We start from the raw sequence: 16,359 nt of genomic DNA on the forward strand, positions 1-16,359 counted from the left end.
TTAAAATAACCCTATCGAAACACCAAATCAAAAAACAAAAATGGCTACCCAATTCATCCTGATTGATCGCGATACCCCCTACATTCTGCCCCCGTGTGTTCAGGATTATTTGCCTGAAGATCATATGGCCCGTTTTGTTGTCGAGATTGTCGATCAACTGGATTTACGGACGCTATCAGCCGTCTATGCGGGCAAAGGAAAGCGCCCCTATCATCCGGCGATGCTGTTGGCGTTGCTGTTCTACGGTTACGCGACCGGCGTATTTTCCAGTCGCAAACTGGAGAAAGCCACTCATGACTCGATGGCCTTTAAATACATCTGCGCCAACGAAAACCCAGATCACGACACCATCAACAGCTTTCGCAAGCGCTTTGGCAAAGAGATCGAAAGCCTATTTGTCGAGATATTGGTACTTGCACAAACCTTGGGGCTGCTTAAGCTGGGTACGGTGAGCCTGGACGGCACCAAGATTAAAGCCAATGCCAGCAAGCATAAAGCCTTGAGCTGGGATTACGCCAATCAACTGGAAGCCCAGTTCAAACAGGAAGTTGAAACCTTGATGAAACTGGCTGAAGCCGCCGACAATTCCCCGCTTCCAGAAGACATGGATGTACCCAAGGAACTCAAACGCCGCCAAGACCGTTTAGCAGTGATTGCCAAAGCCAAACAGGAAATCCAGGCCCGTGCCAAGGCGCGTTACGCGCAAGAAAAGGCCGAGTATGACGAAAAGCAGGCTAAGCGTGAACAACACCTGAGTGAAACCGGCAAGAAAATGGGCGGCAAAGCCCCCCAAGCGCCTACCGATGCGCCTCAAGGTAAAGATCAAGTCAGCCTGACCGATGAAGAGTCCCGCATCATGCCGACCCCTAATGGTTTTGAACAAGCCTATAACGCCCAAGCCAGTGTTGATATTGCCACCCACCTGATCGTTGCTCATCACATCACCCAACACACCAACGACAAACAAGAAATCGAACCGGCCTTAGCCAAACTGGAACAGCTCCCGGAGTGCTTGGGGAGTGTTGACAACCTGTTGGCCGACACCGGCTACTTCAGCCAAGCCAATGTAAAGGCGTGTGCTGATGCAAAGATAAAACCGTACATCGCCCAAAAGCGGCAAAGCCATAACCAAGCCCTTGACGCCCGGTTTCAGCATCAGCCGGAAATAGGCGAAAGCACCTTACCGCCGGTTGAGGCCATGACCCATCGCTTAACAACCAAAGCGGGCAAAGCACTCTACGGCAAGCGAAAATCTACTGTCGAAACCGTGTTTGGCATCATTAAACACGTCCAGGGATTCAGGCAATTCCAGCTTCGAGGCCTGGAATCCGTCCAAAGTGAATGGAATTTAGTCTGTATAGGCTGGAATTTAAAAAGAATGCATGTATTAAGAGGGTGAGAGAGGAAAAAGAGCATTGAGCTGCCCATAAAACAGAACTATGGGCATTAAAAATCCCAATAAACCACTTTTTTAAATTTTAATCGTGATTAAGTGGGGAGGCTCGCTCTATTAATCCGACAGCCTCCTAGGAAGTTTTCTTTGCCGCCCCAAAATTCCGGAGCTACCGTTGGGAACAGCTTGAGAATAATAAAGGGAATGCCGTCGGTTTCACTGACGGGGAAATTGGCAAACCGATCATAGGCTACCCGGTGCTGTTGAATGTGTGTGTCAATGGCTTTGGTTCTTTCCTGTTGCGCCGCCGGCCAATTGGTCGGCACGTCATGAACGAGGGCAGGGGGCTTGGGCGCTTCCAGTTCGGTACCGTCGCAAGCTGCGAGCAAACCGGCCAGAGTAAGAATATAGAGGTATTTCATAGGCACTCTCTTTTGTAATCTATGAAGGATTGTGGTGTCTTGGGTTTAGGGCGTCTACTCGGATTTATGGATTTGTCTCGCCTATGTGTCAGTGATTAAACTCTATTGATAATTCTTCTGTCTGGAAGGTATTGTTTTAGCAACGTAGGTCGGTGTAGCTAACCGTGCAAAGCCGGTATTCATTAAAGTCTGCAAGCCTTGCTTTTATTCGTGGATTTTATGGTTCAGGGTCCGCGATGCGGTAGGCTATCCATGCATTCGGGATATTTGATTCAGCACAAACCATGATGCGGATTGGGTGATCTTTGTTTAAGTTTACCCTTCCTTTTTACTCGAAAGCAAATGAGGGTCGTTAAATTTGGTGTTTATAACCTACAAGCCAAACTCAGTGCATAAGCTAAATGTGATTCGTACCGCGCACCTTTACTAAGTTTGGGGTGTGTTTTAGAAATGCGCGTTACATGATTTGTCGTTAAAACATCCTTCCATTATTTTCAATTTTTCATCATCCCCAGAACCATTGCAATATGCGCCAACTCGGCGACAGTTGAAACTTTAAGTTTGCTTCTTATTTGCGTGCCGTAATTGGCTACGGTTTTATAGCCCAGACAAAGTTCGTCGGCAATTTTATGAGCGGTTAAGCCTTTTGCCAGCAGCAGGAATACGTCGAATTCTCTGGGGGATAGGGTATCGACAATGGTTTGGTAGTCGGTCTCGCTATTTTGCAGGGGCATGTTTTTCGTCAAGCCGTGCTCTATATAAATCTCGCCCCCGGCTATTTTCTGTATCGCTGTTACCAGAATGTCGGGGGCGCTGTTTTTAGTGATGTAGCCTTTTGCTCCGGCATTCATGGCTCTATCGACATAAACCATTTCATTGTGAACGCTAAATACCAGTATCTTGGCGTTACTGTCTCGGTTGCAAATGCGGCGTATGCTTTCCAGTCCGCCAATGCCGGGCATGGATAAGTCCAGCACCATGACATCCGGTTGCTGTTCCAGATACAGCTGGCAGGCCGCCTCACCCCGCTCGGCTTCGGCGATCACGTCAATATCGGCTTCGGTCGATAGCAGCATCCTGAAACCTGCGCGTACTACGGCGTGGTCATCGACCAGAATGACTTTTATCCTGTCTTTCATGGCAGCGGAATAGTCGCAATGATGCTCATGCCTTGGTGCGGCTGGGTCTGTATGGTGAGTTCGCCGCCCAAACTGTTGATTCTTTCTCTCATGCCCAATAAGCCGAATCCGGTCTTAATCTTGTCAATAGCGCAACCTTGTCCGTTGTCGGTTACCTGTAGCCGTAGCGCCGCTCCTGTTTTGCCTTGATGCTCGATTTCCAGGTTGATGGCGGCTTGCTTCGCCTGCGCATGACGGACAATATTGGTTAAGCATTCCTGAACGACTCTGAATATTTGGATGGTGATTTTTTGCTCCAGAAAATCGACTTCGTCAGGGCAGGTGATGGTGAGCTTTAACTCAGGATTTCTAATCGACCAGTGGTTTAACAGGTCTTCCATAGTCGCTTTCAGCCCCAGTTCGGTTAATACCAAGGGGTGCAGTTGATGCATCATGGAGCGCACCACAGTCATTAAATGGTCGCAGATAGTGACAATGGAATCGGTGGTTTGCTTGATGTCGGCAGCTCCAGTTTGGGAACGCCCGGCAGTCACGGCCATGACTTTAATGGCGGTCAGTGATTGCCCCAGTTCGTCGTGCAACTCCTGCGACAGTCGTTGCCGTTCGTCTTCCTGTATTTCCAGCGTGTGTTGGGTTAACGCCCGGTTTTCCTGCTGTCCGGCATCCAGTTCACCGGTCATGTGATTGATGGCTTTGGCGATACTGTCATATTCCTGAATGGAAAAATTGGGTAGTTTTTGCTGATAGTGTCCGGTTTCAATGACTTTTAGCGCGTTAACAATGACGGCAATGGATTTAAGCGCTTTGTTAAAAGCCAGGTTGACGGCCAAAAAGGTAAAGAGCGTCAGCAGGAAAAGCGAGCTAAAAAAGGCAATGCTTTCTTGCCAGACTTCGGTGATTTCATCTAACGGGTTGGCCTGAATAATCAGGGTGATTTGTTCGCCTTTGAAGCTGGTGATTTGATGCTCAACCTTGGGGTAATGAGCTGCAACCAGATTGATAAACCATTGCGGCGGCTTTTCGTCATTATTGATTTGCTGGTTTTTGTGGGCAAAGCTGATGATTTGGCCTGAAGGTTCTTTGAGCTGAATACTTAAATGGCGGGTTTGATTTAGCGAATTAAGCTTCGGTAACCAATCGGTTTCATGAAACGGAGTTTGCGAAGCTTGTGAAAAGCCGAATGTTATCAACTGTACAGCCAGATTGATGGATGAATCGACTTCTTTATTCACGGCATCGCGTGCCTGCCAGATGGCTATCGATCCGCCCAGCATCAAGATGCACAGGGAAGAGATCAAAATTCGTATGTTGATTTGGTAGCGCAGACTCATTGGTTTTGAAAACTCGACACTTGCAACATCGGATTGATGGTATGCAAAAACCCACCATTATTCATCTATGGCGATTGAATCGCTATAGGAAAAATTCTTTTTTTCGGTTAAGCCGTGAACCCTGTGTAAAAAATGCTGTTTCGCCCCTTTTATAATATAGGGTAGGCGAAAGCTCATTTACACGATCACAATAGAGTGCTCATCAAAAACAAATTTCTTTGCTTTGTCAGTTAATAAAAAACTACCGCAATAAGCGTGATTGAATAGCCTGACAACCTTGGAATAATTCTTTTCATCCTAATATTTTAAAGATTGTGTAAATTTATAGTTGACAGAGGAGGGCTTAAAAAGCATAATAAGCGTCTCAGTACGGCGCCTGTAGCTCAGCTGGATAGAGTACTCGGCTACGAACCGAGCGGTCGGGAGTTCGAATCTCTCCAGGCGCACCACACTGAAAAAGTTTAATCCCCTGTAGCTCAGTCGGTAGAGCGGATGACTGTTAATCATTAGGTCGGCGGTTCGAGCCCGTCCGGGGGAGCCAGATAAATTAAAGCCTTACATGAAAATGTAAGGCTTTTTTTTGCTTAATATTTTTCTGGGCAACCTCAGGGCAACTTTAAAACAGTCTGCTGCAATGGTTTTCGCTTCAAAATAATTCAATAATTATTTTCTATTTACCTGCAGGGTATGCGCCTAAGTACCGTTTTGTTTAGCAGTTCTTTCTTGAACCTGCTGAAGACATGGCTGCATTCGAACGCTAATGATCGTTGTTAAAACTGTTACCCTGATTTGAACTAGGCCAAACTTTTACGTAGTTTGTTTAAACCCGCCCAACTAGTGTGACTTCACGTCGCACGCATACGATTTTTTTCGTTTCGTGAGGCTACGCCATATAATGATGTAACCACTTTTACTGATTCGTTTTCAATTCAAGGACGCTATGCAGACACCAGCAAATGCCCACGAATCTTCCGCCAGTTTGCTCGCCCTGATGCTCGGTACTATTGGCGTTGTATACGGCGATGTGGGTACCAGCCCGCTTTACACAATGAAGACCATTTTCAATGGCCCTCATGCTGTGCAAGCGACACCAGAAAATGTTTTAGGTATTTTGTCGCTGATTTTCTGGTCGCTAATCCTGGTTATCTCCATTAAATATGTATTGTTTGTGATGCGAGCCAATAACCATGGCGAAGGCGGAATCATGGCCTTGATGGCATTGGCCTTGCGTCACCGAAACCAACAACGGCAACGTAACATTATCATCACGCTAGGTTTGTTCGGCACGGCGTTGTTTTATGGTGATGGTATTATTACCCCCGCTATTTCGGTATTGAGCGCTGTCGAAGGACTAGAGGTTGCCGCTCCGGCACTTCAGGCTTATGTCTTGCCGGTGACGATTTTGGTATTGATCGCCTTGTTTATGTTTCAAAGCTACGGCACCGATAAAGTCGGCATGTTGTTCGGGCCTATCATGTTAATCTGGTTTGGCACGCTGGGTCTGCTGGGGGGGGTGAGTGTGTGTCAGAATCCTCATGTGTTACAAGCGCTCAATCCGGCTTATGGTGTACATTTTTTTCTGGAGCATGGCTGGCATGCTTTCATCGCACTAGGTGCGGTGGTGTTGGCGCTCACAGGTGCCGAAGCGCTTTATGCCGACATGGGGCATTTCGGCAAACTGATGTGTCAACACTTTTCCGGACACAAAGTTAAGCAGATTTTAGCTGCATTTCGTAGTCCACTGGCGACACATAGTGATTTGCGGAATGAAGTCGCTCACGGTTGTAAAACACCTCGATATATTCAAATATATCCTGCTTAGCCTCAGCTCTGGTTTGATAACGCTGATGATGAACCAGTTCTGTTTTCAAGGTATGAAAGAAGCTTTCTGAGACGGCATTATCCCAGCAGTTGCCTTTGCGACTCATGCTTTGGATAATGCCATGCTCCTGCAATAGCGTTCGATGACTGTCAGAGGCGTACTGACTGCCTCTATCGGTATGCCATATCAAGCCTTTACCGGGTTTACGCTGCCAAACGGCCATCAATAACGCATCGTTCACCAGTTTGGCCCGCATGTGCTCAGCCATTGACCAGCCGACCACTTGCCGCGAGTACAGGTCAATCACGACAGCCAAATACAGCCAACCTTCCAGTGTATGAATATAGGTGATGTCGCCGACATAGGTTTGATTCGGTTGCGCCACCGTGAATTGCCGATCCAAGTGATTGGGGGCAATGGGCAAATTATGCTTGGAATTCGTGGTCGCTTTGAATTTGCGCTTGGTTTTACAGGCTAAACCCGCAGCAGCCATTAACCGGCCGATACGACGTCGACTGACCTGCCGATCCCGGTTGATTAAGGCCTCCTTGAGGCGACGCGTACCGTAGTTTTTCCGACTCTTCTGGAACAGGGTCTTTATGACCTCAACCAGCTCGGCATCGTCTTTTTCAATGGCTGTCTGAGGGCGCTCCTGCCAAGCATAGTAAGCGCTACGAGAAACGCTCATGAACCGGCACATCGATTTAACCGAAAATTCGCTCTCATGTTGTTTGACCCAGGCGTACTTCTCGGCAACTGCTCCTGCGTTGCTCTACCTCCTGCATCCATGCAGTCGACCGTTGCTCCTTGGCAAAGTACGCCGCTGCTTTTTTTAACAGGTCACGTTCCTCTATTAATCGGGCGTTTTCCTTCTTCAGCCGCTTCAATTCTTCGTATAGATGCTCATCGGTTCGCACGGTTTTGCTGTACTCCTTCGGCTGGCTATATTTGTTGATCCAGGTATGGAGCGTATTGGCATTGACTCCTAAATCCCTGGCTGTTTGGGTAATCGGCTTATCAGAACCGATCGCCAGCTTCACCGAGGATTCTCTAAATTCGGCGCTATATATTTTTACTTTTTGTTTTTCTTGATCCATTTTCGACACACTCTCTATTTTCAGATTATTTTAGATTGTGTGTCCGGTTTAGTGTAGCCACTTCAAACGTCCCATTCAAATGACATGGTTTAGCATGATTTTACCGGCGCTGGCACTGAATTATTTTGGTCAGGGTGCGCTGATTCTACGAGAGCCCGTCGCTGTCCTGAATCCCTTCTATTTGTTAGCACCCGAGTGGGCAATGTACCCAATGATAGGACTAGCGACCGCTGCTACCGTCATTGCTTCACAAGCCGTTATTTCCGGTGCGTTTTCTATCACCAGCCAAGCCATGCAGATGGACTATATTCCACCTATGCAACGGGTGCATACCTCCACCCAGGCGATGGGACAAATCTATGTGCCAGCTATGAACCGCATGTTATTATTGCTGGTGATCTGTACGGTACTGGGCTTCGGCTCTTCCGGCAATCTGGCGGCGGCTTATGGTCTGGCAGTGACCGGCACCATGATGATTACAACGTTATTGGCTCTGGTAGTCGCTCTGGATAGCTGGCAGTGGTCACCGCTTTGGACCGGTGTACTCGTTGCTTCATTCCTGATAGTTGATGGTGCTTTCTTAGGCGCGAATCTTCTTAAAATTCCTCAAGGTGGATGGTTTCCACTGGTAGTGGGTGCGACTCTGTTTTTCATGATGTCCACCTGGCGACGCGGACGGCAGGTACTGGCCTATCATCTGCAAAATGCAGCCATATCGCTGACCACGTTTATTACCAATCTGACTTTGTTTCCGCCGATGGCAAGAGTCCACGGAACGGCTGTTTACATGAGCGCACGCAATCTCAGAATGCCCCATGCCTTGCAGGTCAATTTCGAGCATAATCAGGTATTGCATGAACGGATTGTATTGCTAACCATATCTACTGCAGATATTCCCACTATCCCCGACTATGAACGAATCGATATTGATCAAATGGATCAGGGTTTTTACTGCGTCACCGCGCGTTATGGTTTTATGGAAACGCCCAATGTGCCGCAGATACTTAGTTTGTGTAAATTAAAAGGTTTAGACATTGACCAGCACAGTGCGTCTTTTTTCATTGGTAGAGAAACGCTAATACCCTCTAATAAACCGGATCTGAACCCCTTGCAGGAAAAAATTTTCCTGATTATGTTCAGAAATGCCTCATCACCCATCCAGTTTTTTAAAGTTCCGCCGGAACGAGTGGTTGAATTGGGCGTACAGTTTGAAATCTAGCGGACATCATACAATCATTAAAAAACCCACAGGCGTTATTCAGATATATCGGACGACCTTTAAGGTGTTGGGAAGTTAGCAATAATAGTGTCCGCTCTCATTGGAACAGTTTGTTTACAAGTATGCCCTAAAGGGGATTAGGTATTCGGTAGCCAAGTTGGCAAAAAGCGTAGGAATTTTGCCAGTTTCATCAGAAAAGACCATCAATACTTTCTATTAATTTTTGCTATCTTATTGTTTAAATGACATCTACCCTTCCAATGAATCGGTAAAGATGGATGTTGAATGTGGAGAAAATTCAACGTCGTTTAACACCATTCGGCGTTTTGCATAACGCTATAAGCTTGGCTTGTTGAGTCTAAATACACTCACTGCGGCGGCTGCGGGATCCTTGAAAATCCAGTAGTGAAACGCCGAGATGCCGGGCCATGCCTTTTCCGCCTTCCTGCATGACTTGATCGTGGTTCCAAGTAAAGACGGGTGCTAAAATTGGCGCCAGGAGATTCATCCAGGCTTTTTCCGTAGACACAAGCCATACATAAGTCACCCGAGTTGAATCCCCCAAATCATCCAACTTCCAACTTCCAGTACCGTTTAAGTCGCCTGACGCAATGCCTTCAATCCAATGGGGCTTTTCCAGCACCTTAACTCGGACTTCAAAGTATAGCCGATAGGGAAGTCTGCTCGTCCAGATAAACCGTCGAACCGAACCCAGACCTTGTGCGTCACCTTTTTTGATTTCAACGACTTTTTTAACGAAGTGCCACCACTTCGGCCATTCTTCAGACGCGACGAGGGCATCCCAGACCCGTTCTATGGGAGCATCTAGGTGCCACTGAGTCACTAACGAATATTGCATGGTAGTCCGTTATTCCGTTGGGTTGATTATGGGGAGATGAAAATAGACAATATTTTTATCGCTATAAATAACGTTAGTTACGTATTGTGCCAAGTTGATTTAACTTATGCCCATCCGATTTTTCCATACCAGACATTCGGCAATAGGGGATCTTACTCTTTTTGGATGTGGCAATTTCGATCCTAAGCCGACAGTCGAATATTTATTTTTGAACGTGGATAACTACAATCATCATCCGGCCGCACCCAAGCGACCGTGATTTCAATTAACGCCCAACCGGCGGTTCGGGTGGATGGCCGCGGTTAACTACGAAACGGCAAGAATCCATTTAGTTTGTTTGTTTCGCACAACGCGTATGGGCGACATTAAAGTCGACTTTCCCATTGGCTTCTTTATCCATGCAAAGCCAATACGCTACCGGTTTCAATTCCGTTTTGCACGAAGCAGATAGCGGCGCTACCTCAGTTTTCCCAGTCCCATTGGTCCTTTCCTGTTGTTCGAAGCGCTGAGTAGCGCGTAAGCAGATATTGAAGGCTTCGCTTTGCTTGTCGACAGAGTCCGCACTATGGGCTTCATCAGCTCGGCCTTTTATTTCCTCTTTGGTTTCTTCTGCATAAGCGCCAAATGAGCAAACGAGCAAAGCCAGGATTGCTGATAAACCGATGGATTTCATGTGGGTGATTTTCATATTTATATCCTCTGATAAGGTTATTTAAGAGAGTCTTGAGGGGCTGCTAGTCTGGAAACGGCTGCGCAGCTCAGCAAGGCACGTTTTACTTGCTTTTTTAAATATCGTCCTTAAGGTCACCAAAGCCCGCTTTGACTTTAGCAACTTTTTTTTCGACATTGCCTTTCAGCTCCATCTCATCGTCATTCAGTATCTTGCCGGTGACTTCCTTAACTTTACCTTTGGCTTCTTCGGCTCTGCCTTTTACTTGATCTTTGTTCATGAGTTTCTCCTGATAATTATTTAGTCATGACACACATAGCTATGAGCAAAGCGTGGGATAAAGTTCCCTAACGCCCACTTGAAATATTACAGATAAAACCGAAGGTCGTCGGTACGGTAGCGAACAAAAAGGTATTGGGACTGCAAGATAATCTTGAAATATCTGAGCTAACCGAAGTGTAATCCTGCATTCTATTCAGGTGAACGGCCGCTTTCGAGGGGACAGGCTACTGTTGAAGTAGTCATGGTGCATCAGCATTAAGTAATGGCACTTATATTCTAATTGTAAATTCACAGCATAAAATACACTCTAATTTCTAAGGAGGAATGGCCGCTAAGTTCAATTGCAAGAAGAACAACTTAGTGGTTAAAGCTTAGATTCAGCAACGAATCTGAGCTTTTGCTCTGGAAGAAGACCAAATTTTCAGATAACTTTACATCAAACAAAGAATAATTTATGTTGGATATTATTAGAATATCGCTAGCGTCATACTGCAAAGCTTCCCGTCAAGCAAAGTCTCCTTCAGTAACACCTAGGTCGGCAACGTCAGCCGCAAAGCCATTGCTAGGATATTATTACCAATCTCCCGGAATTATCAAGATCAGTCAAAATACTCTACGTTAAGAGACAGGAGTCGAGTAGTCCGCAGAAGCGATAGTGTAAGCTTGATTGCATTTTGTCGGCGTGAGTCAATTTTATATGCAGAATTTGCCAGTTACTTGGATGCATTTAGGGCGTCGGATTGTTAATGCGTTGTTCTGAAAACCACAGATAAACCTCATCAGACATGATGCAACTATCGAATAGACCTTACTTAAATAGCAAGATGGGGAGTTCAATAATATGAAAAGTTCAGAAATCACGGTTGCTGATTACCTGATAACACGGCTCAAAGAGATTGGGGTGGATCACCTCTTTGGCGTGCCGGGAGATTTTGTCCTGGGCTTCTTCAACCAAGTACTGAAGAGCGACCTAAAGTATGTCGGCACCTGCAATGAACTCAACGCGGCCTATGCTGCCGACGGCTACGCTCGTATTCGGGGTGTTGGTGCATTTTCTTCAACCTATGGCGTCGGAGAATTAAGTGCTATCAACGGCGTGGCGGGCGCATTCGCCGAGAGAGTGCCGATGGTGGTGATCACCGGCTCGCCGTCGACGATTAATTTCCGCACCCGACCGCTATTGCATCACACCTTGGGCGATTATCAGATTCCCTTGAGGATATACGAAAAAATTACTGCCGCCTCAACCGAGCTGGTTTCGGCTGAAACGGCGCCGGCCGAGATCGACCGAGTGTTATCGGTGTGCCTATCTCATCAGCAACCGGTTTACATTAGCATCCCATCGGACGTGGTAATGATGTCGTGTCAGCGCCCTCAGGCTTTTCTGTTCCCACCAGCCCTAGGTAGTGATCCGGATGCGCTTGGAGAGGCGATCACCGAAGCGCTGGAAATGCTGGATAAGGCACAGAAACCGATTGTGATCGGCGATGTGGAATTGATACGCTTCAAGCTGCAACAGGATTTCGCCGGCTTTCTCGACAAAACCGGTTTCCCGTATGTGACCATGATGTTGGGCAAGAGCGTCCTGTCAGAGCAGCATCCGCAATTCATTGGTCTGTTTGAGGGAGAACGAAGTCGCGAGTATGTTCGAAATCGAGTCGAGTCGGCTGATTGCATTCTACAACTTGGGGCCGTGCTAACCGATTTTAACACCGGAGGCTTCACAACCAACCTCGACGACGCGAAGACGATCAGCGCCAACATCCGTTCCGTGAGGATCAAACATCATTATTACGAGAACGTGTCTCTACATGACTTTATCCTTGGGCTGACCGAAAAGCTTACCCGACGCGATCCCGCAACTCTGGATATCCAATGCGCTGCTGATGGTTGCGTGCACCGACGTGCGGAGCTGTACCAGCCTGATGTGCCGAAACTGCTGACCATCAAGCGTTTCTTCGACCGCATGAGTCATTTTATAGAAGACGATGCAATAGTTATTGCTGAAACAGGCGTATCCCTGTTCAGTGCCGCCGAAATGCTCATGCCGGAAGGAGTGACCTTCATAGGCCAGACCTTTTACGGATCAATCGGCTATACGATCGGAGCAACCCTGGGTGCGGGCATGGCAGCGCAGGATAGGCAGGTCGTGCTGTTTGTGGGAGACGGGTCTTTTCAAGTAACTGGCCAGGACCTGTCGACGATGATCCGCAACCATCTCAAGCCTGTCATCTTTCTGATCAACAATGACGGATATACCATAGAGCGGGTAATCAGCGATCACCCGTACAATGATCTCCAACCCTGGAAATATCACAAACTGGTGGAGGTGTTCGGAGGTGGGTTAGGTCTTGATGTTCGTACGGAAGGCGAGCTTGAAGAGGCGCTGACTAAAGCTGCCACAGCGGACGACCTCGTATTTATCGAAATTCACACCGGACGACTGGATTGTCCCGAGTCGCTACGCAGTGCAGGTCAGTCTATGGCAAAAACAAATCAGCTTGAGTAGTGCGAAAACTGACTCATTAACTTTAAGGGAATCTCTAATACTTGATTTTTTCATGATATTTTCGAATATAAGTCTTTGAAACTAATAAATACTAGTTTTTTCAGAATTGAATTAAATTAATAGAGGTTCCCTTTATATCACTCGAGCTCGATATGATCCTCCGCCATCAAATATCAGAACTTACGCGTTAGTTACGCACTTTTATGATCAATCGGCGAACCTCGGACGCGGTTGTGTTCATACCGGAAGAGGGACTATATACGGATACAGAGGGATATAAGCTCAGTGGTGTCGACTGGATACCCTCCGCACCCGTTTGACCGTATAGAAGATTCGATCCTCTATTACTGCTTCTTTCTAAAGCTGTCGCATGAATGCGACGAGATCTTTCTTCTCAGGCTCAGTCAACTTGATGTCGAGAATCAGGTTGAAGAACTCTACCGTATCTTCCAACGTTAGCAACCTGTCGTCGTGGAGGTAAGGTGGCGAGTCTTTGATTCCGCGCAGGGGGAAGGTCTTGATTGGACCATCGGCGCTAGCCATACGCCCATTGATCATCTGTGGCTTGTAGAAGCGTTCCACCTTCATATTATGCATAAGATTATCAGTATAGTAGGGCGCCGCGTGGCAGCTCGCGCAATTGGCTTTGCCGAAGAAAAGTGCTTGCCCGCTCATCTCCGACTCAGTAGCCATTTTCGGATTCAACTTACCGTCAATGCCGAGTTTGGGAGCCGGTGGAAAATCCAGCAGTTCCTGAAACTCTGCCATGAAGTGCACCTGACTGCCGCGATCAAGGATATTGACGCCCTTCTTCGTCGCGATGACCGGATCACCGTCGAAATACGCGGCGCGTTGCTCGAACTCGGTAAAGTCCTCCACACTCTTCAAAGCACGCTGAGAGCCGAACAAGCGCTGGATGTTCACGCCGCGCAACGACGGCGTGTCAATGCGATGCCGAAACTCCTGAGGACGGGTATCTCCCGCGAGGTGGGTCGCAGCGTTTGTATGTCCATTGGCGTGGCAGTCGAAACAGGCAACCCCTCGACTCGGACGTTCCGAGCGGCGATCCTCGGTTTGGTTGAACTGCTGTTGTGAGAAGGGGGTCAACAACATCCTCAGACCCTCTATCTGCTTGGGATTTAGTATCCCATTGAACAGCTCGTAATAGTTGTCGATAGTGACGAGCTTACCTTGTGAGACATCTCCGAGATCAGGCCGTGTGGTCAGGTAGATGGGAGCTGGGAACTCGGGCAAAAAATGGTTCGGAAGATCGAAATCCAAATCAAAACGAACGAGATCCCGCCCTTCTTGCTTCTTGATTTCTTCAATGAGAAACTTGGGAAAGGTCATGCCGCCTTCCGGGTGGTTCGGATGGGGTAGTGGGAAGAAACCTGCCGGGAACAGGCCTTTCTCGCGAATCTCTTCGGGGCTGGCCGCCGCAAGTTTGTCCCAGCTTGTATCTTTGGACAGCTTCACACGGACGCCTTCCTGAACGGGCTTTCCGCTAGACATTGTCACGCCATTAGCAGGGCGGTCACTCAGGTCGTATCGCGCATTGAGCAGATCGATCTGACGTTTCATGATCTCTGGCTTAGCAGCCTTCATGCGTGCCATCGTCTTTGCGAAGTCCTCATTGATAACAGTGGGGGCGTAGCTCGATTTTTTTGTTGCTGATTCCTGGGCTTTACCTATGCCGCTGACTGTGAGCGCTGTCGCGAATATCCCGAACAGCACCCAACGGTTTCTTGGAGTTGTGTGTCTCATATCTTGTCCTCCGAACCTTTAAGTTTGGTGGAATGGCTCAAGACCCAGAGCCCAGCCGTCGCACATTCAAATTCGCAACGGCTAAGTTGAAGCAAACTGCTGGCGCTCAGCACTTTCACCTAAGCGTCTCGACAGAAACAAAAAGCCACTCTAACGATTGTCTAATTATCGCCTGAAGTTATTCGCTTAAGATTTCGGCGAAACTGTCGACCACTCCTGCATCGCTTGATCGCCTGGACGATCTACTTTAACCTTGCCGCTCTCGATTGAGCTTACCCAGGTTAGCGGAATGTAATGGTGTTGACCTGCCTTATCTTTCTTCAGCTTGATGGTATCCGTCCCCTCCATATGATCGACAGTAGCAAATTGTCCGTCTTGGGAGCAAACAACGGGCATATCAGGTTTGATTTGGTCGGGATTAATCATGGTTTTTCTCCTGTTGGCTCAGTTTGAGCCGGTTTTATGAAAATTCTTAATCGGTACTCAGACGAGGATTGAAAACACTACCCTTTTCGGATTTTAACGGGATTACTCGATTTTTTCTTAACGAGTGAGTTCCCTGCATACCTCATTAAATCTCCTTGTCTGTGTTTTAAGGTTACACAGATAATTAAAATCGGTCTGTGCGACATCGCACATAGACAATGTCCTTGTGGCTGTCAAAAAACAAAAACTTTAATAATCGCGTAATTTTTGCATAACACTGCTTAATTTTGCGTCCGGAAAAGTGTTGACACACTACATTATCCAGTCGCTTTATGTGTGCCACCGTACCGACTTAACTCAATTGTCCAATTTATAATTATTCTGGCTCAATGAATTATTTTTTGTGTCAGTGCTTGAATTGATATGAACATGGCGACAAAGTCATTTTCCACATTCTCGAAGATTGAAGTAATTAAGCAGACATGAAAGAAGCATCAAATGGAAGACGCCGGCTATATCGCAGAGTGATATTATTAATTCATCATTAGCCGCCCAGACGCTTTGGGCCAGTAATAACGCGCATCCAAAGCAGGCAAGTAACACGATATTCTTGTTGAAACCATTTTCAAGATAAAACCGGATCTACTTAAACTCTAACCCTGTGAGACCATTATGAAAACTAGAAAAACTATTCGCGAAATATCCCATAACCCCAACCAGTTTTTTAAAATTATTAAGGTAGCTGTTGTTATGAGTATCGGCCTTGGCTCTGTTACCCAGTCTGTATGGGCTGAAAATCAAACTCCAGACGTTCAAAATGCACAAGCTGATCCAGCCAAAAAACCTGGAGATGGCCAGGGAAAATTACCCACATTTGCCCAGGCTGATGTCAATGGCGATCACTACGTTACTAAAAGTGAATTGCAAAATTTCCCGTATTTACTGCAAGTATTCGACAAGGTGGATGCAGGTCATGACGGTAAGTTGGAACAACATGAATACCAAAATCTGGAAATGGAAACCAAACGGGAAGGGGAAGTCAAGTAAATGGGGTATAGGCCCAAACCGTTGAGGCATTTGAGGTTCGGCGCCGACATCACCGTGTGGAGGCGCTAATGCGAGAACTGCCTGTCTTAATATGTAATGTGTCGATATCCAAAATAAAAAAATGCAGCATAAAGCCGAAACAGTCCATCAGATAACGGAGAGTCTCGATCTCAAGAGTCCAGTTGACTAGGTTCTGTTGACGTTTCATCTGAGCCATAAAAGTACCGAGGAAAATGACAGCATCACCATGCAATTAATAGCCTTTTTCTCGTATCGAGTGGCAATTCTACGGTAGTGCTTGAGCTTGCCGAATGTAAAACGGCGTTGAATTTTTTCCACAAAAAGCGCCTTTTCCCAGCCATATAAGACTGTAGATATC

13 protein-coding genes, 2 tRNA genes and 2 pseudogenes are annotated in these 16,359 nt (G+C 47.0%); 7 read left to right on the top strand and 10 right to left on the bottom strand.

The genetic code is table 11. The features are described 5' to 3' along the window. Nucleotides 1-40 precede the first annotated feature (40 nt). The gene (locus tag METTU_RS02415) at nt 41-1,399 is read left to right on the top strand and encodes an IS1182 family transposase (RefSeq protein WP_006889238.1); all 1,359 of its coding nucleotides are present in this window, start codon (nt 41-43) and stop codon (nt 1,397-1,399) included. A gap of 89 nt (nt 1,400-1,488) precedes the next feature. On the opposite strand, the gene METTU_RS02420 is transcribed toward METTU_RS02415, so the two are convergent. From METTU_RS02420 to METTU_RS02430, 3 genes are all read right to left on the bottom strand, one after another. Next, nucleotides 1,489-1,815 (bottom strand): hypothetical protein, encoded by a 327-nt coding sequence (locus tag METTU_RS02420; RefSeq protein WP_006889707.1) that lies wholly within the window; start codon nt 1,813-1,815, stop codon nt 1,489-1,491. A gap of 494 nt (nt 1,816-2,309) precedes the next feature. Beyond that, nucleotides 2,310-2,954 (bottom strand): response regulator, encoded by a 645-nt coding sequence (locus METTU_RS02425; RefSeq protein ID WP_006889708.1) that lies wholly within the window; start codon nt 2,952-2,954, stop codon nt 2,310-2,312. Further along, the gene (locus METTU_RS02430) at nt 2,951-4,285 is read right to left on the bottom strand and encodes an ATP-binding protein (RefSeq protein WP_006889709.1); all 1,335 of its coding nucleotides are present in this window, start codon (nt 4,283-4,285) and stop codon (nt 2,951-2,953) included. The genes METTU_RS02425 and METTU_RS02430 overlap by 4 nt, the downstream gene beginning before the upstream one ends. Nucleotides 4,286-4,657: 372 nt before the next feature. On the opposite strand from METTU_RS02430, the gene METTU_RS02435 reads away from it, so the two are divergent. The 3 genes from METTU_RS02435 (at nt 4,658) to METTU_RS02445 (ending at nt 6,107) form a co-directional block, all read left to right on the top strand. Continuing rightward, nucleotides 4,658-4,734 (top strand) — tRNA-Arg (locus METTU_RS02435). A 16-nt stretch (nt 4,735-4,750) separates the two neighbouring features. Then, nucleotides 4,751-4,826 (top strand) — tRNA-Asn (locus METTU_RS02440). Between the two features lie 399 nt (nt 4,827-5,225). Further along, nucleotides 5,226-6,107, top strand: coding sequence for a KUP/HAK/KT family potassium transporter (locus METTU_RS02445; RefSeq protein WP_040579551.1), 882 nt, complete (start codon nt 5,226-5,228; stop codon nt 6,105-6,107). Here METTU_RS02445 and METTU_RS02450 read toward each other — a convergent pair. Then, nucleotides 5,995-7,204, bottom strand: a pseudogene (locus METTU_RS02450) (IS3 family transposase). The gene METTU_RS02445 and the pseudogene METTU_RS02450 sit on opposite strands and share 113 nt — an antisense overlap. A 73-nt stretch (nt 7,205-7,277) precedes the next feature. Between METTU_RS02450 and METTU_RS02460 the strand changes: the two are divergent. Beyond that, entirely contained in the window at nt 7,278-8,423 is a 1,146-nt protein-coding gene (locus METTU_RS02460; RefSeq protein WP_302050582.1) for a KUP/HAK/KT family potassium transporter, read from the top strand. Between the two features lie 358 nt (nt 8,424-8,781). Here METTU_RS02460 and METTU_RS02465 read toward each other — a convergent pair whose 3' ends face one another. The 3 genes from METTU_RS02465 to METTU_RS02480 form a co-directional block, all read right to left on the bottom strand. Further along, entirely contained in the window at nt 8,782-9,282 is a 501-nt protein-coding gene (locus METTU_RS02465; protein ID WP_006889712.1) for an SRPBCC family protein, read from the bottom strand. A 328-nt stretch (nt 9,283-9,610) separates the two neighbouring features. Next, nucleotides 9,611-9,970: a hypothetical protein gene (locus METTU_RS23840; protein WP_006889713.1), complete on the bottom strand. Its 360-nt coding sequence runs from the start codon at nt 9,968-9,970 to the stop codon at nt 9,611-9,613. Nucleotides 9,971-10,067: 97 nt separating this feature from the next. Then, nucleotides 10,068-10,232 (bottom strand): CsbD family protein, encoded by a 165-nt coding sequence (locus METTU_RS02480; protein WP_006889714.1) that lies wholly within the window; start codon nt 10,230-10,232, stop codon nt 10,068-10,070. 843 nt (nt 10,233-11,075) lie between these two features. Between METTU_RS02480 and METTU_RS02485 the strand changes: the two genes are divergently transcribed. Next, nucleotides 11,076-12,743 (top strand): alpha-keto acid decarboxylase family protein, encoded by a 1,668-nt coding sequence (locus METTU_RS02485; protein WP_006889715.1) that lies wholly within the window; start codon nt 11,076-11,078, stop codon nt 12,741-12,743. A gap of 357 nt (nt 12,744-13,100) precedes the next feature. Here the strand turns inward: METTU_RS02485 and METTU_RS02490 are convergent, their stop codons facing one another. Together METTU_RS02490 and METTU_RS02495 are read right to left on the bottom strand one after the other, a co-directional pair. After that, a complete protein-coding gene (locus METTU_RS02490) occupies nt 13,101-14,507 on the bottom strand; it encodes a hypothetical protein (protein WP_006889716.1) in 1,407 nt (468 codons plus the stop codon). A 186-nt stretch (nt 14,508-14,693) separates the two neighbouring features. Next, complete coding sequence (locus METTU_RS02495) at nt 14,694-14,933, bottom strand: DUF2171 domain-containing protein (RefSeq protein ID WP_006889717.1); 240 nt, start codon at nt 14,931-14,933, stop codon at nt 14,694-14,696. Nucleotides 14,934-15,605: 672 nt separating this feature from the next. Between METTU_RS02495 and METTU_RS02500 the strand changes: the two genes are divergently transcribed. Continuing rightward, entirely contained in the window at nt 15,606-15,980 is a 375-nt protein-coding gene (locus METTU_RS02500) for an EF-hand domain-containing protein (protein ID WP_006889718.1), read from the top strand. Between the two features lie 204 nt (nt 15,981-16,184). Here the strand turns inward: METTU_RS02500 and METTU_RS25040 are convergent. Then, nucleotides 16,185-16,292: pseudogene (locus METTU_RS25040) on the bottom strand (IS5 family transposase); the annotation flags it as partial. Nucleotides 16,293-16,359: the final 67 nt, after the last annotated feature.

It is taken from the genome of Methylobacter tundripaludum SV96 (assembly GCF_000190755.2).
Classification (GTDB): Bacteria; Pseudomonadota; Gammaproteobacteria; order Methylococcales; family Methylomonadaceae; genus Methylobacter_A; species Methylobacter_A tundripaludum.